This window comes from Marinoscillum sp. HNIBRBA16962 (assembly GCF_057801515.1).
In genome coordinates, this window is sequence record NZ_CM173603.1 from 3,683,433 (window position 1) to 3,705,024 (window position 21,592).

Annotated in this window: 21 protein-coding genes and 1 pseudogene; 2 read left to right on the top strand and 20 right to left on the bottom strand. The window is 41.7% G+C overall.

Features of this window, described 5'->3' with window-relative positions:
- Positions 1-19: 19 nt before the first annotated feature.
- From AC3E9V_RS15220 to yidD, 3 genes are all read right to left on the bottom strand, one after another.
- Positions 20-4,360 carry a CusA/CzcA family heavy metal efflux RND transporter gene (locus tag AC3E9V_RS15220; RefSeq protein WP_488748989.1) on the bottom strand — a complete coding sequence of 1,447 codons (4,341 nt, stop codon included), beginning with the start codon at positions 4,358-4,360 and terminating at the stop codon, positions 20-22.
- Positions 4,361-4,448: 88 nt separating this feature from the next.
- Positions 4,449-4,757 (bottom strand): DUF6660 family protein, encoded by a 309-nt coding sequence (locus tag AC3E9V_RS15225; protein WP_488748990.1) that lies wholly within the window; start codon positions 4,755-4,757, stop codon positions 4,449-4,451.
- Positions 4,758-4,841: 84 nt separating this feature from the next.
- Complete coding sequence (yidD, locus tag AC3E9V_RS15230; protein ID WP_488748991.1) at positions 4,842-5,063, bottom strand: membrane protein insertion efficiency factor YidD; 222 nt, start codon at positions 5,061-5,063, stop codon at positions 4,842-4,844.
- A gap of 119 nt (positions 5,064-5,182) precedes the next feature.
- On the opposite strand from yidD, the gene AC3E9V_RS15235 reads away from it, so the two are divergent.
- Positions 5,183-6,604, top strand: coding sequence for a BamA/TamA family outer membrane protein (locus AC3E9V_RS15235; RefSeq protein ID WP_488748992.1), 1,422 nt, complete (start codon positions 5,183-5,185; stop codon positions 6,602-6,604).
- Between the two features lie 47 nt (positions 6,605-6,651).
- Positions 6,652-8,232, top strand: a complete 1,581-nt coding sequence (locus AC3E9V_RS15240; RefSeq protein ID WP_488748993.1) for a hypothetical protein — start codon at positions 6,652-6,654, stop codon at positions 8,230-8,232.
- A 187-nt stretch (positions 8,233-8,419) separates the two neighbouring features.
- Here the strand turns inward: AC3E9V_RS15240 and AC3E9V_RS15245 are convergent, their stop codons facing one another.
- The 17 genes and pseudogenes from AC3E9V_RS15245 to AC3E9V_RS15325 all read right to left on the bottom strand — a co-directional run bounded on the left by AC3E9V_RS15245 (position 8,420) and on the right by AC3E9V_RS15325 (position 21,514).
- Positions 8,420-9,166, bottom strand: coding sequence for an SH3 domain-containing protein (locus tag AC3E9V_RS15245; protein WP_488748994.1), 747 nt, complete (start codon positions 9,164-9,166; stop codon positions 8,420-8,422).
- Positions 9,167-9,427: 261 nt separating this feature from the next.
- The gene (locus AC3E9V_RS15250) at positions 9,428-11,275 is read right to left on the bottom strand and encodes a serine hydrolase domain-containing protein (protein ID WP_488748995.1); all 1,848 of its coding nucleotides are present in this window, start codon (positions 11,273-11,275) and stop codon (positions 9,428-9,430) included.
- 52 nt (positions 11,276-11,327) lie between these two features.
- Positions 11,328-11,531 (bottom strand): helix-turn-helix domain-containing protein, encoded by a 204-nt coding sequence (locus AC3E9V_RS15255; protein WP_488748996.1) that lies wholly within the window; start codon positions 11,529-11,531, stop codon positions 11,328-11,330.
- A 2-nt stretch (positions 11,532-11,533) separates the two neighbouring features.
- Positions 11,534-12,202, bottom strand: a complete 669-nt coding sequence (locus AC3E9V_RS15260; protein WP_488748997.1) for a DUF2975 domain-containing protein — start codon at positions 12,200-12,202, stop codon at positions 11,534-11,536.
- Between the two features lie 207 nt (positions 12,203-12,409).
- The gene (locus AC3E9V_RS15265) at positions 12,410-12,823 is read right to left on the bottom strand and encodes a hypothetical protein (RefSeq protein WP_488748998.1); all 414 of its coding nucleotides are present in this window, start codon (positions 12,821-12,823) and stop codon (positions 12,410-12,412) included.
- Positions 12,824-13,329: 506 nt separating this feature from the next.
- On the bottom strand, positions 13,330-14,037 hold the full coding sequence (locus AC3E9V_RS15270; RefSeq protein WP_488748999.1) for a YqjF family protein: 708 nt from the start codon (positions 14,035-14,037) through the stop codon (positions 13,330-13,332).
- Positions 14,038-14,089: 52 nt separating this feature from the next.
- On the bottom strand, positions 14,090-14,482 hold the full coding sequence (locus AC3E9V_RS15275) for a hypothetical protein (RefSeq protein ID WP_488749000.1): 393 nt from the start codon (positions 14,480-14,482) through the stop codon (positions 14,090-14,092).
- A gap of 164 nt (positions 14,483-14,646) precedes the next feature.
- Positions 14,647-15,090 carry a protein-disulfide reductase DsbD domain-containing protein gene (locus AC3E9V_RS15280; RefSeq protein ID WP_488749001.1) on the bottom strand — a complete coding sequence of 148 codons (444 nt, stop codon included), beginning with the start codon at positions 15,088-15,090 and terminating at the stop codon, positions 14,647-14,649.
- 590 nt (positions 15,091-15,680) lie between these two features.
- Complete coding sequence (locus AC3E9V_RS15285; protein WP_488749002.1) at positions 15,681-15,842, bottom strand: hypothetical protein; 162 nt, start codon at positions 15,840-15,842, stop codon at positions 15,681-15,683.
- 4 nt (positions 15,843-15,846) lie between these two features.
- Positions 15,847-16,371: a hypothetical protein gene (locus tag AC3E9V_RS15290; RefSeq protein ID WP_488749003.1), complete on the bottom strand. Its 525-nt coding sequence runs from the start codon at positions 16,369-16,371 to the stop codon at positions 15,847-15,849.
- A 36-nt stretch (positions 16,372-16,407) separates the two neighbouring features.
- The gene (locus AC3E9V_RS15295) at positions 16,408-16,968 is read right to left on the bottom strand and encodes a hypothetical protein (RefSeq protein WP_488749004.1); all 561 of its coding nucleotides are present in this window, start codon (positions 16,966-16,968) and stop codon (positions 16,408-16,410) included.
- Positions 16,969-17,177: 209 nt separating this feature from the next.
- Positions 17,178-18,110, bottom strand: a complete 933-nt coding sequence (locus AC3E9V_RS15300; protein WP_488749005.1) for a hypothetical protein — start codon at positions 18,108-18,110, stop codon at positions 17,178-17,180.
- A gap of 244 nt (positions 18,111-18,354) precedes the next feature.
- Positions 18,355-19,050, bottom strand: a complete 696-nt coding sequence (locus AC3E9V_RS15305; RefSeq protein ID WP_488749006.1) for a hypothetical protein — start codon at positions 19,048-19,050, stop codon at positions 18,355-18,357.
- A gap of 305 nt (positions 19,051-19,355) precedes the next feature.
- Positions 19,356-19,877, bottom strand: a complete 522-nt coding sequence (locus AC3E9V_RS15310; RefSeq protein WP_488749007.1) for a hypothetical protein — start codon at positions 19,875-19,877, stop codon at positions 19,356-19,358.
- Between the two features lie 124 nt (positions 19,878-20,001).
- Positions 20,002-20,448, bottom strand: a complete 447-nt coding sequence (locus AC3E9V_RS15315; protein ID WP_488749008.1) for a hypothetical protein — start codon at positions 20,446-20,448, stop codon at positions 20,002-20,004.
- Positions 20,449-20,840: 392 nt separating this feature from the next.
- Positions 20,841-21,146, bottom strand: a complete 306-nt coding sequence (locus AC3E9V_RS15320; RefSeq protein ID WP_488749009.1) for a helix-turn-helix transcriptional regulator — start codon at positions 21,144-21,146, stop codon at positions 20,841-20,843.
- A pseudogene (locus AC3E9V_RS15325) lies at positions 21,143-21,514 on the bottom strand (type II toxin-antitoxin system RelE/ParE family toxin). The gene AC3E9V_RS15320 and the pseudogene AC3E9V_RS15325 overlap by 4 nt, the downstream one beginning before the upstream one ends.
- Between the last annotated feature and the right edge of the window lie 78 nt (positions 21,515-21,592).

Sequence of the window (21,592 nt, forward strand, 5' to 3'; positions counted from 1 at the left end):
TTATTCAAAATGTTTAGCTTCATCTGTCAATAAAATAGTTCAGTTGAAACCTGCTTTGCAGGTACTTTTCATAAGCCTCCCAAGCACTTAGCTCTATTCGGATGGCTGATTCTACATTTTGGAGGAAGGTCACATAATCAATTTCCCCCTCCTGGTAAGCAATTAAAGCTCCATCCCGCTGCTCCCTGGCCAGGTCCATAGCTTCAGCTTCATAATATTCCCAGGAATCCTTCCATTTGCGATACATCTGCAGTGCCTGATTGTACTTCATTTGCAGCTCCAGCCTTACCTGCTGTTGCTGTTGTTCTGCTTGCAGCTGTCTGACCTTTGCGGCCTGAATGTTTCCCTGATCCTGCATGAAAAACAAAGGGATATTTACCCCTGCCTGATATTGATAAAATCCGGGCTGACCGCCAACCTCCTGCCATCCGTACTGGACGTTAAACGTAGGAAGCAAACCGGCCTTAGCGCTTTTCCATTCCTGCTCAGCTACCTCAGAGCGCTGGTGGCTTACCTGCAGCTCAGGGTGTTTCTCCAACACATCGGTCTGAAAAGAAACAACATCGTCCCGGTCCTTTTCACTGATGGGTTGGACAGTGAAGGTGGTATCACTCACCATCCAAAGGTTGAATTGCTGCAATGCCATCTCAAAATCACGGGCTTTCTGCCCCTTCTGAATGGATAGCTGCCTGGACTGATTAGCCGCTGCCAGATACGCCAGCCTGGATGTTTCTTCCGTTTCATACCTTACTTTCGCTGCCCGTTCAAATTCCCGAAAAGCAGAATCAAGCTCCTGATACAGTTGCAACTGTTTTTCTGCAGTATACAGACGTCCGTAGCTCAGTTTTACCTGGTACGTCAGCTCCCGTTCCGTAAGCTCCAGTGCTGCAGCCGCCAGGGCTATTTTCTCTTTTTGCAACTGCATTTTTGCCGGCACACCCAGCAGGTCCATGTTTTGTTGCTGTACGCCTATTACCGTATAGATACCCTCACCGTCACTCCCGATTTCCTCTCCTCCCGTAAACAGCTGGGTCCTGCCCATATTCCAGGCTGTTTTTTTCAACGCTTTCTGACCTTCTATCTCCAGACGTGAAGCTTTAATTTGCGGATAGGCATTCCTGGCCCTGTCCACAGCCTCCTGTAGTGTGATGGCTGACAGACTATCCTTACTTTGGGCGCCAGCCTCCCCCGGGGCAAATGTGAACGCTCCGATCAGCAACACAAGCGCCATGGGTTTGGCTAAGCCGACTTTACCTGTGCCGGATTCTACCCACCGGTAAAGGATTGGTAAAATAAATAGCGTGAGTAATGTAGCCGTTATCATGCCGCCGATGACCACCGTCGCCAGGGGACGCTGTACTTCTGCACCGGCAGAAGTAGAAACGGCCATTGGCAAAAAGCCCAGCACATCCGTCAATGCCGTGAGCAAAATGGGTCTGATCCTGCGTTTTGCTCCCAGGCGAATACGTTCATCCAGGTCATCCATGCCCTCCTCTTTCAGTTCATTCCAGCCATTGATCAGTACCAGTCCGTTAAGCACTGCCACACCAAACAGCACAATGAAGCCAACACCGGCAGAGATACTGAAAGGCATGTCCCTTATCCACAGTGAAAACACTCCACCGATGGCCGCCATGGGTATGGCTATATAGATCATGGTGGTCTGTTTGAATGATCCGAGCGCAAAAAAGATGAGCAGGAAAATCAAACCGAGAGCAACCGGCACAACCACCTGAAGGCGGTTGGAGGCTCGTTCCAGGTTTTCAAATGCTCCTCCATACCGGATGTAATACCCGGGGGGAAGGTTGAGCTCGGCATCCAGTTTTTGCTGTATCTCTTCCACCAGGGTTTTTACATCCCTTCCACGCACATTAATGCCGACATATACCCTGCGATTGGTATTATCACGGCTTATCTGCATAGGACCTGGTTCATAACTGATCTCCGCCACCTCTTTCAGCGGGATCTGTGAACTATTGGGCAGGTTGATGTACAGATTTTTCAGGTCATCAATATTCTGGCGATGCTGGCTATCCAGGCGCACCACCAGATCAAAGCGTTTTTCACCTTCAAATATGACACCCGATTTTCCTCCTGCAAATGCCGTCTGAACGACCGTGTTTAATTCCTCCACATTTAACCCATATTGGGCCAGCTTGGAGCGATTATAGTTTACTGTCATCTGAGGAAGTCCACTGGTAGCCTCTACACGCATATCTGCTACACCAGGCACAGTAGAGATGATCCGTCCCATCTCTTCAGACTTAGCAGCAAGGATGTCCAGGTCTTCACCAAATAATTTCACTGCAATATCTTCCCTCACGCCAGTGATCAATTCATTAAACCGCATCTCTATGGGCTGGGTAAACTCGTAGTTTACTCCCGGCACCACACTGATCTTCTCTTTTATTTTTTCTATAAGCTCTTCTTTACTATCGGCCGACACCCATTCGTCCCTGGGCTTGAGTATCACAAAGCAGTCTGCCAGATCCATCGGCATAGGATCGGTAGGAACATCCGCCACGCCAAACCGGGACATGGCATGCTCGATCTCCGGAAAATTTTCAAGTAGGATCTTTTCTACCTGAGTAGATGTCTTCACGGACTCTGAAAGCGAACTGCCGGGTTTCAGAATGATGTGAAAGGCAATATCCCCCTCGTCCAGCTGAGGTATAAACTCCCCTCCCATCCGGGTAAAAGTGAATACCGCCAATCCGAGGATGAGGATCGCTGCCCCTACAACCCATTTGGCGCCCCAGAGAGCACTTCTTAATGCTGACTCATAAATGTTTTCAAGCCAGTTTACCAGGCGGTCACCCCAGGAACGTTTGTTTTGATCCCCTATGCGGATCACCCATGCAGACATCATGGGAACATAAGTCAGGCACAGGATCATCACACCGATCATGGCAAACATAAATGTAAGGGCCATAGGCCGGAACATTTTGCCTTCTACACCCTCCAGCGCCAGAATGGGGATAAATACTATGAGGATGATCAGCTGGCCAAAAAAGGCCGAATTCATCATTTTTCCCGAGGCAGAGCGAGCTACTTTGTTTCTGGTATCACGGGTGATCGACCCGCCTTTCAGCACTCTCTGATAAAGAAAAAACACGGTCCCTTCCACTATGATGACCGCTCCGTCCACAATGATCCCAAAGTCTATTGCCCCCAGGCTCATCAGGTTTGCCCATACGTCAAACACATTCATTAAGATGAATGCAAACAACAATGAGAGCGGAATTGTAGAGGCCACAATGAGTCCTCCCCGCCAATTTCCCAACAAAAAAACCAGCACAAAAATGACAATCAGAGCCCCCTCAGTAAGGTTTTGGGTGACCGTACTTGTGGTATTTGCAATAAGCTCGCTTCTATCTAAAAAAGGAGCTATGGATACCCCCTCAGGCAGGGACTTTTGTATCTCGGCCATCCGCTGCTTTACTGCCTCGATCACTTCATTGGAGTTGGCGCCTTTCAGCATCAGGATCATCCCCCCAACGGCCTCACCGTTCCCATCTTTTGTAAATACTCCATACCGGACAGCCTTCCCAAACCGGACCTCTGCAACATCTTTTATAGTGATCGGGATACCGCTTTTAGTGGTGACCACAATCTCTTCTATATCCTTCAGGCTGCGAGCCAGCCCCTCTCCCCGAATGAAGTTTGCATAGTGATCCTTTTCGATATATGCTCCACCGGTGTTTTTATTGTTCTTCTCCAGCGCAACAAACACATCCCGGATGGTAAGACCAATGGCCTTAAGCTCATCCGGATCAACGGCCACTTCATACTGCTTGATGTTTCCGCCAAAAGCATTGACCTCAACCACCCCAGGCACCATGGCCATCTGCCTGCGGATGATCCAGTCCTGGACCGTACGGAGATCAGTGACGGAATATTGATCCTTATAAGCAGGATCTACATTTAATGTGTACTGATAGATCTCGCTGAGACCTGTGGAGATCGGGCCCATAAATGGAGTGCCAAACCCTTCGGGGATTTCCTCCTTTACCACATTGAGCTTCTCACCCACCAGCTGGCGTGGAAGGTAGGTCCCCATGTCATCACGAAAGACGATCGTTACAAGTGAAAGCCCGAACCGGGAAACAGAGCGAATCTCTTTTACGCCGGGCAGGTTTGCCATAGCTACCTCTACCGGATAGGTAACAAACTGCTCTATATCAACCGTACCAAGGTTAGGCGCCTGGGTGATGACCTGCACCTGGTTGTTTGTGATATCCGGAACAGCATCCAGCGGAACCCTGGTCATACTCCAGATACCTCCAGCTATCAGGGCTACTGTGAGCAAACCGATGATAAGCTTGTTTTCAATAGAAAACGAGATGATCTTATTAATCATTTAAATGAAGTTTAATTCAGTTTCAGATAATGCATGATTGCCCCAACACATTTGAAAATGGGGTATTGATAAAAGGCATGTAACTGAATTAAGCCTGAGGCGGCTGTAACAACGGATTGTTATACCCATCCCCTGGTGAGGAAAGGTATTCTGAATTCATCTCCGGGAGGTAAACAGGCGAATGAGTGAAAACAGGTACATATTCAACAATAAGGTGGGAATGGCAGCAGTGGCATATACATAGCGGTGAGCATAGATCTTCCGAATGCTCCTGAGAGCGCTCCTGGGTTTTGTCCGGGCACATCTCCACACAGGCGTCCTTCTGCTCTTCATCATCACAAGGAGCAACGGACAAGCCGAGTATAAATAAAGCGAATATGCCTGCAATAACTCTCACACTACAATATTAATAAAAAACCATAGACCACACCCGTTCGAAAGGCATTAAACCAGCCTCATGCCAGGAGATGAAAGCTATAAATCAAGGTACAGGATCGTATCCGCTTCCTCCCCAGGGATGGCATTTTGAGATGCGTTTAATGGCCAGCCACATGCCTTTGAGCGGGCCGTGTTTCATGATGGCTTCTTTGGCATAATTTGAACACGTAGGCGTAAACCTGCAGGTGCTGGGAAAAAGCGGTGAAATGCTATATTGATAAAATAATACTGGGAGAATAAATAACTTGCGGATTACGTTCTTCACGTATCAAAAGTAATCAGCATCTTTGGCGATCGCAATTATCAAAGGTCGCGAACAGGATATTTAATAATGAAATTTGATTTAAGGAATAGATGAGCAGAAAGGTGAGGATAATGTTGCTAATGGCTGTCTTCTGCTTTTTAGGTTGTAAATCTGACCTGTTTGGTCAGAATAAAACGGAGAAAACAAAAGCAGACTCTCTATCCGGCGACAGATTAATCAGAATAAACGAGATCTATGTCATCGGTAACGAAAAGACCAAGTTAAACATCATTACACGGGAACTGGACTTTGAGGAAGGAGATCAAATCCCAGCCTCTTCGCTGGATGGGATCCTTGAACAATCCAGAAAAAATGTATACAATACGAACCTCTTCTCTACCGTAGAGCTCAAGAAACTAGAGCTAGATTCCTCTTCCATTGATATCATGATCAAGCTCGAAGAGCGTTGGTACATCTATCCTTCTATTGTGTTTCGCCTGGCTACCCGAAATTTCAATGATTGGTGGATCAACCGAAATCACGAGTTGAAGTGGGCAAAGTATGGTCTGAAGTTGGATGTCTATAATATGAGAGGAAGGAAGGAAAAGTTAAAACTAACCGGGGTGATCGGCTATGAAAAAAACTTGCTGCTCAATTATTCAATCCCTTACATAGAAAAATCTCAAAAACATGGTTTGGCTATTGGAGCCAGCTATATCAGCAACAATAATGTAGCCTACTTTACGGTAGATCATGTTGATCAATATTATGAATCAGAAAGAGAGATGAGATCAGCATGGGCCGGAAGTATTCTCTATTCATACAGGCCTTCATTTTTTGATTACCATTATGTTACTCTCAGCACTTTCGGTTCTCAGGTTGCTGACTCTATTGCACTTTTGAACCCAAATTATTTAGGAGTAGGGAAAACAAGACAAACGGCTGTAAAGCTCTCCTACTCATACCTGCGGGATAAACGTGATAACAGGAATTACCCATTAAGTGGGTATTTTATCTACGGAGAAATCGAAAAAGCAGGAATGGGCATATTCAACGATATTGATATCTGGAGATTTACAGCAAATTACTACAAATATTATGATCTGGGTTCAGGTTTTTATGCTAATACAGGGGTTGCCACTCAATTATCTACCATAACCAATGTACCCTACTTTAACTATATCAAACTAGGTGTGGGTAATTATTATGTTCGAGGGTTTGACGAAATAGTTGTGGAAGGTCCGGTTAATTTTATTTCTAAGAACTCTTTAAGAAAAAGACTGTTTAAGACACAGTTTGATCTGGGCAAATGGATGCCTATTAAGCAGTTTAGAAAAGTCCCATTTGCCTTCTATGCCAAACTGTTTGCCGATGGGGGATATGTGAGAAATTACCCCGGTTATGAAGCCAATGATCGCTTGACTGACCGACCTATTTATGGATTGGGAATTGGGTTAGACATCGTCACTCTATATGACCTTACGTTTAGAGTAGAGTACTCTTACAATTCTGAAGAAGAGTTTAACTTCTTCCCGAACTTTCAGTCAGAACTTTCTTTTTAACTTATAGCTCAGGAGAATTGATCTGAGGTCTCCTGTATTTTGGTAAGATGAAAGCATTACTTTCAATATGGATAATCTTTTGTGGCTTCAGCATATGGGCGCAGTCCACCGAAACAGCTGCGGAAAAGATCCTGGAAGTAGCTGAAGAAGTAACCGTTTCGAAGTATTCCTTTGATCAGGAGTACGAGTACCTCAGACTGGGTTCAGCGTTTTCCGAAGAAACGATCCAAAGGATCCAATACACTGACCGACGGATCCTCAAAATCGACCTGGTATATACAGCCTACCGGGAATCCCCTGAATTCAGCCAGGAAGAACTGAATCTGGCGAGGCTGCGAAACCTGATTGCCATTAACCCGGCAATCATCAATAATAAATTTTTTGACTGGCGCCTGGTGGAGCAAACCGGCTGCTACTCTTCCGAACAGTGTAAAGATTTTTACCATGGCTTTGTCATCTACTATGATAAGTACTACACCAAAGAAGACACGAGGTTAGAGATAGACAGTATCAGGGAAGACCTGGGCCACCTGGAAGCCACCATCACTCAAAACCAGCCGCTGCTGGAGTTTTCTACCAGTCAGATTGATTGTGAATATCCGGAAATGCTTTATTCCGATGAGTACCTCACTGAGGAGCTTGAAAAGTATTATTCCTGCAATGAAAAGTATAACGGGCGGGTATTTTTTACCGCCTGGATGGACTATAAAGGCAGAACCACAAATGTTACGATCAAAGGCTCCCTCTTCCCCTGCCAGGACCGGCTAGCCGGAGCCCTGAAATACATCCTGCAATGGAAAAGAGGGCTGGTCATCGGGAGAAAACAATATGGACTGGCAGCTGAGGGCCTGGTGACCTTTCCCCTGCGAAAAGAAAGTGTATCCATTTCCAGGTTCAGGATCGCTGACAGCCTGGTTCAAAAATTTAAGATACTGGAACAAACGACCCGGTGCACAGCCTACGAAGTAGACACCACCTACACCAGACTTATCCCGAAGGTTACGAAAAAGGAGGTTTCGTCAGTACTGTTCAGAAACAGGTGGAGTGATCCCCTGATCGTAATCGATGTTACGGGCAGCATGTTTCCCTACACAGCTGACCTGCTCAAGTGGATCCGGCTTGGGGCACTCAAAGAAGAGAGAACATTTGTATTCTTCAATGACGGAAATGATAAGCCTACTGCTCAGAAAAAGATCGGTAAAACCGGTGGTTTGTACCTGGTACGTTCACAGCATTTTTCGGAAGTAAGAGACAAGATGTTTGAAGCCATGCGCAGTGGCGGAGGCGGCGACCTGAATGAGAACAATATCGAAGCGCTCCTCTTCGGGATCAGTAAATCAGGTTATCCTAATTCAGCGATCATGATTGCGGATAATTACGCTTTTCCTCGTGATCATCAGCTCCTGGCCAACTACAAAGGTCAGCTAAAGATCATCCTGTGCGGTACCGAAAAAGGCATCAACACAGACTATATGAACCTCGCCAGAAAGTACAGGTTTACCCTTCATACTTTAAAAGAGGATATCACAGACCTGCAAAATGTGAACGTCGGTCAACGCATCAAAATTGATGGTTTTGACTACCGAATGACTTCATCGGGTTTTGAGCGGATTAGTCTTATCCGGTGAAAATCACCAGGCAAACAAAAAGTCACACCCTCCTGGCGCAAGCGTCTACGCGACCCGGTCTACGCGACCCGGTCTACGCGACACGGTCCGCTTGTGCTCTTTGATAGATGCGGCTATCTTCGTTAGATGAGCAGAAAATACAAATTCAGAGATCAGGACTGGAATGAATTGTTACTTCCAAAACCTATCATTCTGTCTTCATCGTGTCCGCCTTGGTTGGCAGATCGGGAAGCTTCACTGATTTAAGTGAGTCAAGTTTCTCTTGTATCCGGGACGTAAATACTGAAGAAGTCAGGTCCTGGTTGGACAAGATATCTTCAAGTGCACCCGGAGTATCTTCATCAATTTCACCAGTCAACACGGGTTTGGCAAACTTGGCCATAGCAATGTCTACCTGACCATAGGACAGGTTTTCCTTTTTTACCCAGCCACTCTTAAACCATTTCTCACCTGTTGGTCGTCCTTTTACCTCTGCCCACGAGTCTTGTACCTGGATCACAGCAATAATGTCCATCTGAAAAAATTTGTCGTCTGTTTTGGTCAGGAGATCGGGACGTTTGTAGATGTTTGTTTCATTCACAAAAACCGCCGGATCTGCTTCTGGAACTATAAACTCGGTACGACACCAACCTTCCGTTCCATCATTTAATCGGACCTTCAAAAAGGTTTTATCGTCAGAACTGGTTTGCTCTTCACCAAGATAAATAAGTGTTTCTCCCAGACTCAAAGAAGTAAGCCATTTTCCGTCATCGGAAGGTATTTCACGTAAGGAGATCTTGTCCCAGATACTTACGGCATTCACTTCCTTTGCCGGCTCTTTTTCAACTACCGCCGTTGAATCGGATTCGCTCTCTTGACCACCTTCCTGTGATCCTCCACAGGAAAAAATTACAATTGCTGCTAATGAAAAGAGAAAAAGGTTTTGGGTTTTCATAATTATGTAGGTTAGGTAAAAAAAATTAAATGGACACCAGGGACCGTACATGGCTCGTATGTATCACTCTGGCTATCCCGATAGCTATATAGTATCGGGAGCAGCAAAATAACCAAACTGCCGGAGTGATACAAGTAGCAGGTTCCTGCTGTGTTCAGAAATTTCGTTTTTGTAATGCATAGATTCCGCTACTGGAATGACTTATCCTATACATTGGAGTTATCTTAATGGCATTGATGCTTTATTCATAAATTGATATGATTAATAATCCCAAAGCGTTAGTCCAATAATATCCCAATAGAGAAGATACGAAGCACTGATGCAGCAGGCCAATGTTATCAATATGGCATGATATTTAATCCATCCATTAACCTCTGATTTTTTTTGAATAATGATAACTGCCTTTATCAGCCCTAAAAATGAAAAAGCAAAAAATAACCATCCAAATACAAGAAAAAGAACTGCACCGAGGCTATACATTTTCTCAGGATCATAAAATAGCGCTATTGAAGCGATCATTCCCAGTAAGGAACATATGGCTAAAAATGGAAACAATTGCAGTTGAATATTTTTTCTTTTCTTCCTGGTCAGCCGGACCGGGATCCAAAAGAGCAGGCTAATAAACCCTACGATGATAAGGAGAACACACATCAACGCCATATAAAACTGTGTGTATCCCCACCACATTGGTATTTGCCTGTAGGAAGCATCGCTAGTTAGCCATTGCCAACTTCCACTCTGATCTTCTACAAAGGAAGCTGTGGCCATAGGTTCGTCCGGGTTTTTAAACAAGAGATCTTGTACATGCAACAGCGCTTGCCTGTCACCCAACATTGTTGACTGATACAATTGACCATTTTTTTCTTCAACAATTGGCATGTCTATCAATCTATAGATGAAATATCCCATTTCTCCCAATTGAGGAACAGATGTGATCGGTTGATAGCAGCCCTTAATATCGTTTAACTGAGTAAATTCAGCAGCCCCATTTACCGGTTCATTTTTACGCTTATCAACTGAAGATAAGAGAACTGATTTGATGGCTTTAACAGCCTTTCCTCCGTCTACATTATTGATTAGAATTACGTATCCTATGTTAAGTTCTCCGGAATATCCGAATTCAGACAGAAAACCTCCCACCCTTCCTGTGTGGCCGTAAAAAAGATAACCTCGCTCAAATTTTCCCCATAAACCTTTACCATAGCCATATTGAACACCTGCCAAAGCACCAAGGGATGTTTCAGGACTCTCCATTTGTTTGATTGAGTTTTCGCTGATTACTTGTTTATCACTAAAGTGGCCGTTAGTGAGAAACATTTTGATAAAATTAGTCATATCCCCAAGGGTCGTTGATAATGCTCCTGCAGGCCATTGTGGTATATCCGGAAATGGAACTTCTTCGAAGCTATTTCCTCTATATGCCCTTGAAAAATTCGATACAACAGTGTTCCGGAGGCGATAGGTAGCATGCTTCATGTTAAGCGGTTGTAGCAGATTCCTTTCTACGAAATCCTCAAAAGGCATTCCTACACTTTCTTCAATTACATAAGCCGCTGTGATGTATCCCAAAGTATTATATTCAAAATATTTACCCGGTCGCCATCGGGTTTTAAGTGATTTTTTACTCTTTTTCATTACCTCACTAAAAGGTGTGGATGAATCTGCCTGTGGAAACAGGTTAAAATGAGCCTCGTCAAAACCTGAAGTATGTTCAAGTAAATGAACAAGTCTTACAGGATCAGTATTATTCCATTGATTACTATATTCCAATGAAGGGACAAGTTTTTCCAGGGGATCATTTATGCTCAACAAGCCTTTCTCCTGGGCTATCATAGCTGCTGATGATACAAAGGTTTTCGAAATAGAGCCCGTGGCAAATAAAGTGCTGTCAGTGACCGGAACCTTATTTACAACATCAGCAAGACCGAATGTTCCTTTCCAAATAAGGCTGTCTTTAGAAATCAAAGCAACAGCTGCTCCCGGGACATGATGATCCTGCAGGATTTTTAATATGCGAAATTCAAGATCTGTCTCCACATTTTGGGCAGAGATATAGTGACATTGAAAGGCGAAGAGGACGATTAAGAGAACATTTTTTATGATTTTCATCGAATTCATTTAAAGGTTTAAGGGGGTTCTTCAACTTGTGTGGAAGCAACTCTTATTCTTCATAATCCAGAATATCTCCAGGCTTACATTCTAATACCTTACATATAGTCTCCAGGGTGTTGAAGCGTATCCCTTTCACTCGTCCTTTTTTTAGGAGTGAAAGGTTTGTCATTGAAATACCCACTTTTTCTGAGAGTTCTGTCAAAGACATTTTCTTCCTGGCCATAGCCACATCCAGATTTATTATTATAGGCATGATTATAGAATTGAATCATTATCTTCTTTAATCAACACTCCTTCCCTAAACACTTCTGCTATCACCAATAGGACTATGCCAATAAGGAGGGCTTGAAAATTTATATCCGGAACGAGTCGAATTTCATTATCTGCGGTAGTCCGGGAAAATTCAAAAATGTCAGTAAACGTTTTTCCTTTAATGCCAATGCTATTAATAATGTAAATATGATATACCATACTTTTAACCAGACTATAGAAACTGATAAGTATGAGTGTGAAAGCGATACGCTTTATTCTAAGCGCATTTTCCTTCGTAAACGGATGATGCTGATGAATTGAATGAATCGTTCTTTTCAGTAAGATAATAATGTATATAGCGCATAAAATTACAATGGTAGCATCCACAAACTTTAGTAAATAATAACCGATGCTGCGAGATGTAAACTGAACGGTACCACTGTTAATGATGATTTTGGGATCATCAATGGAAGCGCTTTTTGACATCACCTGGAAGCCCGTAAGCTGTTCCCCTATTTCGACATCCCAGGCAGACACTAATTCGCCTTCGTCGTATAATGAGAAAACAAAGGCAATGATAACAAGGACGGAAATACCTATTGAAGCATATAGAGACAGGTTGGTAATCCATTCGAGGGTTTTGAGCACTCCTCTGTAATGTGAATTTTTCATGTATCCTTTCTTATCTCACAAAGATACAGTTCAAACAGGATATAACATTAAAAATTTTATGTTTTACATAAAATATATTATCTAAAAGATAACATACGTATGCTACTGGTGGAATGCGTTTGTAAAGATACACCGGCTGGCTAATCATACCATTCAAGTGTACCAAAGGTCTTTTTTACAATTATTTATCTTGTTAATCAGTAAAATTTACACGGTCTTTTGCTTCAATCTATTTGCAATTCTTAACTCAATTATTGCAAGTGTGATTACAATCAAAATTTCAACAAGAATATAAGTCCACCCCAAACTTGTAATTGTTTTTGCATGATAACCAGCTAATCCGATTGACAGGAGACAATACAACAGGTTCATAATTCCAATTCCTTTTAATAATCGCCCGGTTTTAACATGATCATTTCGGTAACTGAGAAAATCATAAATCGCAAAAAAGATCGGGATTACAGCTAGAAAATACAGCGTTGAAGAAGGTATTCCGAAAATTCTCTCGAATCTCACCAACACTACTCCTAATAAAAAAGCTGACAGAATTGCCCCCAACCCATCTATTAAGAAGAGTCGTTTTGGCTGTAATTCAATCTGTCCGGATAACTGCTTTAACATTATGACATTCCTTCTATTTGCTTGTCGCTATCGGTCCGTTGTTGGGTATGCCCTCAAGCTGTGAATAGCACTAAACTAGTGAATTCTTTAGAATCATGAGGGGATATGGTATGAGTAGTGCCGGGGCATGGTCTATGGCAAAGCACCACCATTTCCTTAGTGGAAGACCTGCCTACCGGTCAGGCAGGTTCACGGTCGAGTTGCACTGAAAATAGCCAGAAAGCATTCTCAAAGCTTCGGGAGGAATAACCGATAGTTAGCGAGATGTTAAAACTTGGCAAGAATTGACACAATTATCATAGTTACAACGAACCCTATAAACTTCAACTTCATTCCGTAGGCGTTCAAGTCGACAATATCACCTTCTTGATATCTATCCTTGCCTTCTAACACCTCTTTAAAAGTTGGTCTTTTTGTGTTGGTAATAGAGTTCCAGATATTCAACCAAACCCAATAGTAAAAAGCACCCAAATAGTCGAAAAAATACATGGATTAGAAAGGTGGTATTATATCGTTCTTTTGTTTTCGACTGTTATTTCGGATCCTTCAGCAAGCATTACAGAGGTCGGCTTGAGGTTGCTTAGGTCAGAAAAATCCGCTCCATACACGGCCTTAAAATTCACCTTAATCGTATGTTCAGATACCTGGTAACAATCCCAACGAGGGTGGGTTACTTCATATTCAAAGGATGAGTTGTTCCCGGCTTTAGTATACCCCCAGTAATGTTCGGTTATAAATTCAGATTCTGAACCTTCATCAATTATTGTGGGTGCAAGCGCTGCTCTTACCATAAATGAATTTTCTTCACCGTTCAGAAACCAGCTATACTTAACAGTTCTGCTACTTTCTTGTTCTTCCCAAATATGAGACATTTTCATGGTCTGGTAATGCTCCTTATAAATAGCGTTGGCAACAAATGTCAAAGCTGGTTTGGGTACGATTTCTTTTATGAAAACCACACCTCTTTTCCATTCGCCTTTATCCTTATATCTGACATAGAATCGTAGGTTCACCTCCTCAAAGTTGCGGTGAAATGGAATTGAAAATCCAAGTAGTTTAGTGTTGAGAAACATAAAGCCTACAAGGCTTACATAACAGGTGCCATTCCATAAGTCCAACTCCGTTTTGGGTGGAATATATCTGGCCAAAAGGTTAGAGTCAATTGCATAATTTGCAATTGCTAATTTCCTCCATTCTGCATTTAGAAAGCTCATGTGCAATTGTGTAATGCCAGGTGACGTCAAGCTCCGAAGGCTTGGCATTTTGTTACCTCTCGTTTCTAATTCTTATCAGGTATGTCTTAACTTGTTCGTTTTCTATTATCAGTGAATTCCTCGAAACAACATAATTTCCTCTATAAATATTCATCCCTCCAATTGGATCATGGCTCCCGTCACAACAAACCCTGGTACAAAGTTCACTGTCGTAGTCTATAGACGTGGCAGTGATCCTGGCTTCTGCGGAACATCCGTTAACATCTCTGTTAAATCCAAGTCCCTTCTCTGATATTGTTAAAAAGAAATCCATTCCAGGGATTAGCGTTTCGTTATTGGTCTCAACTTTTACAAGTTGCCATTTTCCGTATAATTCCTTCTTTGCATCTTGATTAAAGAAAAATGTAAGGATCATTGGAAAAAGTAAAAACTTCAAGATGTTCATGACAAGTTATAATCAATGTTAAGGGGATGCGTGTGATTATCTGTCCAGTTACGGATGAGATAATGAACGGTAATCCACGGCTCGAAAACCGCTGAAACTCCTATGGAATACACAAAGTGTTAACTACGGTTTTTTATCAAAAGGATTAATTTGTAATCTTTTATTTAGATATCAATGTCAATGTCAAAAGAGCCTACAGTGCAACTACTACCATTGCAAGACATGAAATCTATCTCCCCAATAATATTAACTTTCTCATTTTTAATTTTTTTTATTTTCTGTTTAAAGACTGCCTTGTCTTTGAAATGTTTGACTTCCATATTGAAAATTTTTTCATATACAACATGACCTTTTTCTTCTGTTACCCTACCTACCAGAGAAAATTTTGTTGATTCTTCCAAATTAAAACTAGTTGGAGTAGGCCCATCAGGTTCAATGAATTGTGAATATAAATGCCAACCATTATCTATTTTGGCGGTATATAATATTTCAAATTCATTGTCATTTATTTTGTTGCTCGCAATTGCCCATTTGACTGGTTCTAGTATCTGAGCTTGTGCGAAAACGGCAATTGAAATAAATAGAAGAAAGAAAATCCTGGTTTTCATTTTGTCTTTTTTAATCTGATTCAAATTATAGGTGAATGTCGCGATCTGGCTTTTAAATAGCTATCGGTTGTATGCCTAAGTAGCCTGACCCACAGCTGGTGAATAGCAGCAAAATAGCTAAACTGCCGGTGTGATACAAATGGCAAGTTCCTACTACGCACAGAATTGGTGAAAAGCCACTCATTTTCCAAGCAGCAGTTGAGTGACCGAGTTGCACAGAAGCTGGCAAAACGCTCAGTTCGCACATGCGTCAGATTAGGTTCTCAAGTTGAGCAGTAATTTTTTGTTGGGCGAATTCAGAATCAAACTTGAGAATTAGGCTCCTGTAAATCCTGGATTTTATTTTTAGCTTGTTCTGGTGTTTAGGAAATTCAAATAGTTCGACCGCAGATTCAAAAGGAATCAAAATGTAATCATTCCCGGTGATTTCAATTGCTTTGTTCGTTAAATGGATAATCCGGACCATACTGACCCCCTGCTTAAAATGGTAAGTCAATATACCGGAGCATACTGACCCCCATGCCTGGTTTTGATAGCGTAAAATTGGCTGTCCGATAAAAATGCCAAATAGCTCAGTTTCCTCATTGAGCTTATTGTTTGTTGTATGTCGCTTCTTTTTTTCGAGGTGTTCTTTTTTTGGATTTACGCTTATATTCGGCGATAAATTTACTGATCTCCTCTCTATCCTTTTCAGTTAGGGGTTTACTATCAATTATGAAATCCACACCTTTTGGCTCTTTTATATATCCCATGTCTTTAAGTTTTATAGTATTTCTCTACCAGCTTTTTCGAAGCATCAGTCGGTATTATCATTTTATGTCCTCCAAAATGATACGCACCCAAAGTTGCCTCATAGTGCTTGATCAACTTGGTTTTAGCAGTGAATGCCACAAAACCTTCATTTCCATGTCGAAACGAGAGTTTACAAGCATATGCAACCATGTTTCCCGGAACGCCTTCATAAAGTTTTTCTTCTCCTATGTTGAACGGCGCACTTTCAAGCAAGTTCATGTAAACATGATCACTTTCAATAGTTACACTCATCAAACCTTGGATCACAGATGGATTATTAACAATAGTCAGTTTGAAAACTTCTCGTGAGTTATCCGCCAATTCAGTATTCCAACTAAAATTCCATCCTGCCTTTCTAGTTACTGTTTTTAAATCATTTTTCGTTAACCTGGAAACTTCTGTTTGAAAGCTGTCTCCTGAAATTCTATTGCGAATAGAATTGGTCAAGTCATCTATCCAAAAATCAAGTTTCTCCCGTTCCTTTGCCATCAAGTAAATTTAGCAATTCTCAACGGAGAATTATACTTATTTGGTAGATCCAAACTTGCTGAAAAATTTACTCCTCCCTTCATCAGAATAAACATAAGGGTTAGAGAAAAGTTCGTCCCAGTTAGCCACAATTTGGACAAGATCGGCTCCAATGAATTTCTCAAGTTCTGTTTTGTTGACGGATATTGAATAAGTAGTTCCTTTGTATGGGAGAATAATGTTTGTTTGTTCCAAAAAATTCATTTTTCTCAACAGCCTTACGGAACCATCTACAAGTGCCTTTTCAATTGCATCCCCAGAATCCCAATAGGATTCAAGATCAGACTTGGATAAGGAAGATTGAGGGTTAAGTTCTTTGTATTCACTATAGTTCTTGACGTATACAATTGTTGCAACTCCTTGTTCAAGAGTGACCGTCTTAATTGAACCACCTGCTCTGAGCCTTGATGATTCAATCTTCAGCTTTTCACGTTTTTCATTAGCAGAATCTGCAGTTACTTGTTCAGAATCTGCAGCTTCTTTTTCTTGTTTCGCTGTACCGCAGTTCGCTAGAATGAGGCTGAGGGAAATGACTGAAAGTAAAAATGTCCTGTTCATGAGTTAGGAGGTTTTAAGTTTCGCGCTATAGCAGAGTAAAGCCTGAAAGCCCGCTTTTGGCTATAAATATAGCAAAATAGAACTGTTGGGGACGCCTAGTCGGGGCACCTGGTCAGCGCCTAGATTCGTCCAACCGAGGCTTCATCGGAACGCGTAGTTGTTGGGGTCTTACCGACCACACGACGCCTTAGTTGTTGGCAGTAGTTTTTTTATTTATTTCTTTCAAAATGTTTCAATACTCGCATAGCTCTTAATGTATTCCATCTACTGGGTTTACCGGCATTTTCCATTATAAAGTGTAATTCTCCTGGATGAGCCGCTTGCATATTCCAAGTTCCATCTTTATTACGTTTTTTCAGAATTATTGTAATCGCTTCATCCATTCTTACATCCCATTTTCTTTCGGCTTCTTGGAAATAATCTAATGCTCTAAGAATATCATACTTCCACCTGCTCGGGTAAGTTAATTTCAAAAAGTCCTTATGAATAATTTTACCCGTTCGGTCAGAAAGAAATAGTCTATGAATAAGTATGAATTCTTCTGCGCGTTGAATGGCGGTGGAAATTTCATTTTTTCTGTAAGCAAAACCCGCTTTTTGAAACTCAAACAATCCTTCAAGAACTGAAATTGTCGAATGCAATGAACTATGTCTTGCCCCGCTTCTTGTTGTCCTACAATTGAATCCACCATCAGGCATTATTTCATTGAGGAGACTATCTACAATCGAATGCAATTCCTTTTCAGGCGTTTTGAAATAAGATGCATAGTTTAAAAACATTCCATTTACACAAACATCACTATGGTTAGATGTTGATGGTCCTAGTTGAATCCCACCATCTTCAGCTTTTGAAGTTTTCAAAACCTGCTCAATGGATGCTTTTACAAGTTTATGATTTGGGCCCAGATTCAAATTGCGAAGATCGAGAAGCGTATAATGGGTTGAAATCCACTTGGGTTGATAAAACCTATCTCCCCAATGTCCTTTTGGTTTTCTTTTGGATAAGAATTGCTTCCCCCAACCTTCAGATCCAATTCTGTCTTGTAAATCTTTTCTATAAGTCCATAACAAATCGCGGTAAACCTGGTATTGTATTGAAACATCACCTTTAAGCAACCATTCTATGATTTGTTTTTCGTCCATTTTCAAATAACAGACAACGCCTGTGTATGCCGCTGTATGCCCCCCGGCTTGTAGTAGCAAAATAGCTAAACTGCCAATGCAATACAAGCGGCAAATACCTAACTGATTTCAGAAAGAGAAGAAATCCTGCGCTCTACATTGGTAAAAAGCACTTGATTTTCCCAGTGGTAGTTTAGTAGTACGGTTGACCACAGAACATGGCAGAATGCTCAGTTCGCACATACAACCATACACATTGTGACTGTTACATGCTTTTTTCCAGCCGCATCGCAGCTAAATACTTGTTCGCATATGAGTTCAGTGAGTCTGGGTTTCTGCAATATTGTTCGGCCATTTTGTTAGAATAGGCTACAAAGACTGAATCATTCAGCTGTTCGTAGTTGATTGTTCCTCTGAAGGCGTTGCTATAAGTTACGAAATCAAAGTTACGAAATTTCAAACGCAGATTTGTTTCAAAATCGCCTTCATACTTGATGACCTTGGATACGATGTAAGATTTTGGCTTAAAAACGAGTTCATAATAGCTGTTCCCACAAAAGTGTGTGAAAACCCAATTTTCAATTGGTCTCCAATTTCCGGTTGAGTCTTGTGCCTCGTAAATCATGTAAACTGCTCCGTCCTGAAATTCTAGGATGTGCTCAATTGTATCTTCGTTCATGATGTATACAGGAAGTCCGGAGAAGTTCGCCCACTTCGAACTATATTTTTCATAGGTTGAATCAATGGAAAAGTTGATAGAATCAGGTTCAGGATACCCCAGTTCATCGAGTTGGAATTCCATCGCGACAGAGTTGGCAGTGTCGACCCAAATATTAAACTTCTTGGTTCGGTCTGTTAGTTCAGGTACTTTCCGATACCAGAAGTCAATAGAATCACGGAATTCAGTTGTGATTCCAAAACCTTCTATACCATAAGCTTCTATACAATTTGCTGCCGGCATTGGACTTTTTAAGTGTGCGGAATTAGTGGTTCGAAAATCTGAAACCAAACGTTCAATTGAATTCTGCTCAGACTGAGAAGTACAACTGGCTAAATAAATTATGATTAAAGAAAATACTTTAGTGATTCTCATAATTGCACGGTAAAGTAAAGCCTGACAGCCCCACATTTGACTATAAATATAGCAAAATAGAACTGTCGGGGACGCCTGGTCGGGGACGCCAAGTTAGCGCCTAGATTAGTTCAATCGGAACGCGTAGTTGTTGGTTGTGCCGACCACACGGAGGCTTAGTTGTTAGACACCGTTTAGTTAAACATCTCCGTTCTTATTCGTCCAATTTCGTTATTAGAAGTTACCTTATATTTGTTCGAGAAAACCCAATATTCTGTAGGTATTTCAGAATCACGGCTAAGCCTCAATTGAAAAGCTTCGGATTGTGAAATAAGTTCAATCTTGATGTTGTCGGTTGGACTTGAATGATGAGCCATAATGTTGTCAATCTTCTTAAGTTCATTAAGTATCCGTTCGGATTGTTCAATTGGCAGTACTTCTCCGTTCAACTTGACTTGAATGTTCGGGTTATTAAGAAATTCCTTTAATTCAGATCTCACATTGGATTCAAGAACCCACGCTAACCCAAACGCAATTATCCACGTGGCAAAAACTTGCCCTAATAGCAAACCACCTCTGATTAATGGTTTACGCTTGTTTTCAGGTTTTCCATATTGTACATAGAACAAAAGACAGAAACCTATTAGTCCAAGTCCGAATGAAACAAACATCCAATACCACCAGAGAGACAAAAAGCTATCAAGTACATGATTCATAGGCTAAGCAGTATGGTTCGTCTAACTATCATCCGTAAGCTGGACAGTTCAAAAGTATCTCATCGCACCAGCCTTTGCAAGTAGCTCAGTAAGCTTACGGATAATAGTGGCTGTTTGGCTAACTCTAGTCCAGTATCTTTATCCTTGTTGGTTGTGGCTCATTTAAGATTGCTGCCCTTTGAGAAAGAGCGTCTGCAATCTGCTTATTGACTATTAAGTTAATAATCTTGATGTCCTTGATTTCAATCTCATTTTTTTCCATCTGTTCGATTATCTCCATTATAAAATGTTCCTCAATTGAGTCCCGCTTAAAATAAAAATCAGTCAATGCAATTTCTCTACCATATGCTCTGGCAGTTTTCTCGGTTTCGAGAAATAGTTTCTTTTTCTGTTCGTCATCTAGTGTCGTTCTGGATACCGGATAGTATTGGAGTTCATAACCAGTTACCATTCCCCATTTGTCTAAGAAATTAAAGGAATATTCAACAGTGTTCTGTTGCACAGAACATGACCCAAGCCCTATCATCAGTAGAAGAATCCAATTTGCAAATATTTTTTTATTTCTTATCATATCGGATATACTGACGCAGTAGAGTAGAGCCTGCCAGCCCCACATTTGGCTATAAATATAGCAAAAAGAACTGTCGCGGACGGCTAGTCGCGGACGGCTAGTCGCGGACGGCTAGTCGGGAACGCCTACATCAAACTCCCTGAATACCTCGGGACAGGCTGTGCATGAAGTTTCCCTCATACGGCCGGGACATTGAGTCCGGGCTCTCAGCCTATTGGATTTGTACCACTTCGTGGCACACTACATTCTCGCATATGGCTTTGTGGCGGTTTTCGAAATGCTTTCTTGTCGGCTTACGCCTACCTTATTCAAAAGCCCAAAACTTTCACTAACCACCTTACTCGCCATAAGCTATATGCATTGTTGTGCGGTCGGCTTTTTATTTTCGGCCATTAAACTAACTCATTATTATTAAGTTCTACATTGAAATTCACTTTGGCGCCCAACACTTTAAACACTTTTAAGATGGTAGAAAATCTGGCATCGGTAACGCTATTCTCAATCTTGGAGATTTGAGCTTTTTTTACGCCCACAAGTTTTCCAAGTTGATCTTGTGTTAAGTGACGTTCTTTCCTTGCTTGTTTTATGGAATGTCCTAGTAAGTCAAGACGAAGTTCATAATCGAATTCATCTCTTTTTGTTGTCCCTTTTTTACCGATGTGCTTATCGGTCATTTCTTCTAAACTGTATGTCTTCATTTTTCTTTGTTTTTGCTGTTAAAACCTGCCTGCCGGTAGGCAAGGTACTGTTGTCTCAATCGTTCTGCTTTGGCAATTTCACTTTTTGGTATTTTATCCGTTTTCTTGATAAGTCCGTGTGTTGAAATCACCACAGTGTCCTCTTTGTCTGTTTTGTCCCAAAATGCGAAGAGTCGATACTATGACTTGCTATATTTTGTCCTGAACTCCCAAATTTCGTCTTGAAGTTTCTTGAAAAGTTCCTTGTCATTCGTGCTTCTAGCTTTCCAAATATTGTAATAAACTTTGTCTCTGGCCTTTTCATCAAGCTTATCAAGAAATTGCTTTGCATCTTCCATAAACTCCACCCGGAATTTATAATCATCCATTTACTTCTGTTTTACAACAAAGATAAAAGCTATCGGATGTCCAGCCGATCAAGATCAGATAAAAGTAGCAAATCCTCA

Bases quoted from the DNA above. Each gene is read 5' to 3' on its own strand.
- AC3E9V_RS15305 (WP_488749006.1), bottom strand. From the start codon at position 19,050: ATGCCGGCAGCAAATTGTATAGAAGCTTATGGTATAGAAGGTTTTGGA.
- AC3E9V_RS15245 (WP_488748994.1), bottom strand. From the start codon at position 9,166: ATGAAAACCCAAAACCTTTTTCTCTTTTCATTAGCAGCAATTGTAATT.
- AC3E9V_RS15320 (WP_488749009.1), bottom strand. From the start codon at position 21,146: ATGAAGACATACAGTTTAGAAGAAATGACCGATAAGCACATCGGTAAA.
- AC3E9V_RS15255 (WP_488748996.1), bottom strand. From the start codon at position 11,531: ATGCCTATAATAATAAATCTGGATGTGGCTATGGCCAGGAAGAAAATG.
- AC3E9V_RS15235 (WP_488748992.1), top strand. From the start codon at position 5,183: ATGGCTGTCTTCTGCTTTTTAGGTTGTAAATCTGACCTGTTTGGTCAG.
- AC3E9V_RS15265 (WP_488748998.1), bottom strand. From the start codon at position 12,823: ATGTTAAAGCAGTTATCCGGACAGATTGAATTACAGCCAAAACGACTC.
- AC3E9V_RS15240 (WP_488748993.1), top strand. From the start codon at position 6,652: ATGAAAGCATTACTTTCAATATGGATAATCTTTTGTGGCTTCAGCATA.
- AC3E9V_RS15260 (WP_488748997.1), bottom strand. From the start codon at position 12,202: ATGAAAAATTCACATTACAGAGGAGTGCTCAAAACCCTCGAATGGATT.
- AC3E9V_RS15300 (WP_488749005.1), bottom strand. From the start codon at position 18,110: ATGGACGAAAAACAAATCATAGAATGGTTGCTTAAAGGTGATGTTTCA.
- AC3E9V_RS15270 (WP_488748999.1), bottom strand. From the start codon at position 14,037: ATGAGCTTTCTAAATGCAGAATGGAGGAAATTAGCAATTGCAAATTAT.
- AC3E9V_RS15315 (WP_488749008.1), bottom strand. From the start codon at position 20,448: ATGATAAGAAATAAAAAAATATTTGCAAATTGGATTCTTCTACTGATG.
- AC3E9V_RS15310 (WP_488749007.1), bottom strand. From the start codon at position 19,877: ATGAATCATGTACTTGATAGCTTTTTGTCTCTCTGGTGGTATTGGATG.
- AC3E9V_RS15275 (WP_488749000.1), bottom strand. From the start codon at position 14,482: ATGAACATCTTGAAGTTTTTACTTTTTCCAATGATCCTTACATTTTTC.
- AC3E9V_RS15250 (WP_488748995.1), bottom strand. From the start codon at position 11,275: ATGAAAATCATAAAAAATGTTCTCTTAATCGTCCTCTTCGCCTTTCAA.
- AC3E9V_RS15290 (WP_488749003.1), bottom strand. From the start codon at position 16,371: ATGGCAAAGGAACGGGAGAAACTTGATTTTTGGATAGATGACTTGACC.
- AC3E9V_RS15285 (WP_488749002.1), bottom strand. From the start codon at position 15,842: ATGGGATATATAAAAGAGCCAAAAGGTGTGGATTTCATAATTGATAGT.
- AC3E9V_RS15280 (WP_488749001.1), bottom strand. From the start codon at position 15,090: ATGAAAACCAGGATTTTCTTTCTTCTATTTATTTCAATTGCCGTTTTC.
- AC3E9V_RS15220 (WP_488748989.1), bottom strand. From the start codon at position 4,360: ATGATTAATAAGATCATCTCGTTTTCTATTGAAAACAAGCTTATCATC.
- AC3E9V_RS15295 (WP_488749004.1), bottom strand. From the start codon at position 16,968: ATGAACAGGACATTTTTACTTTCAGTCATTTCCCTCAGCCTCATTCTA.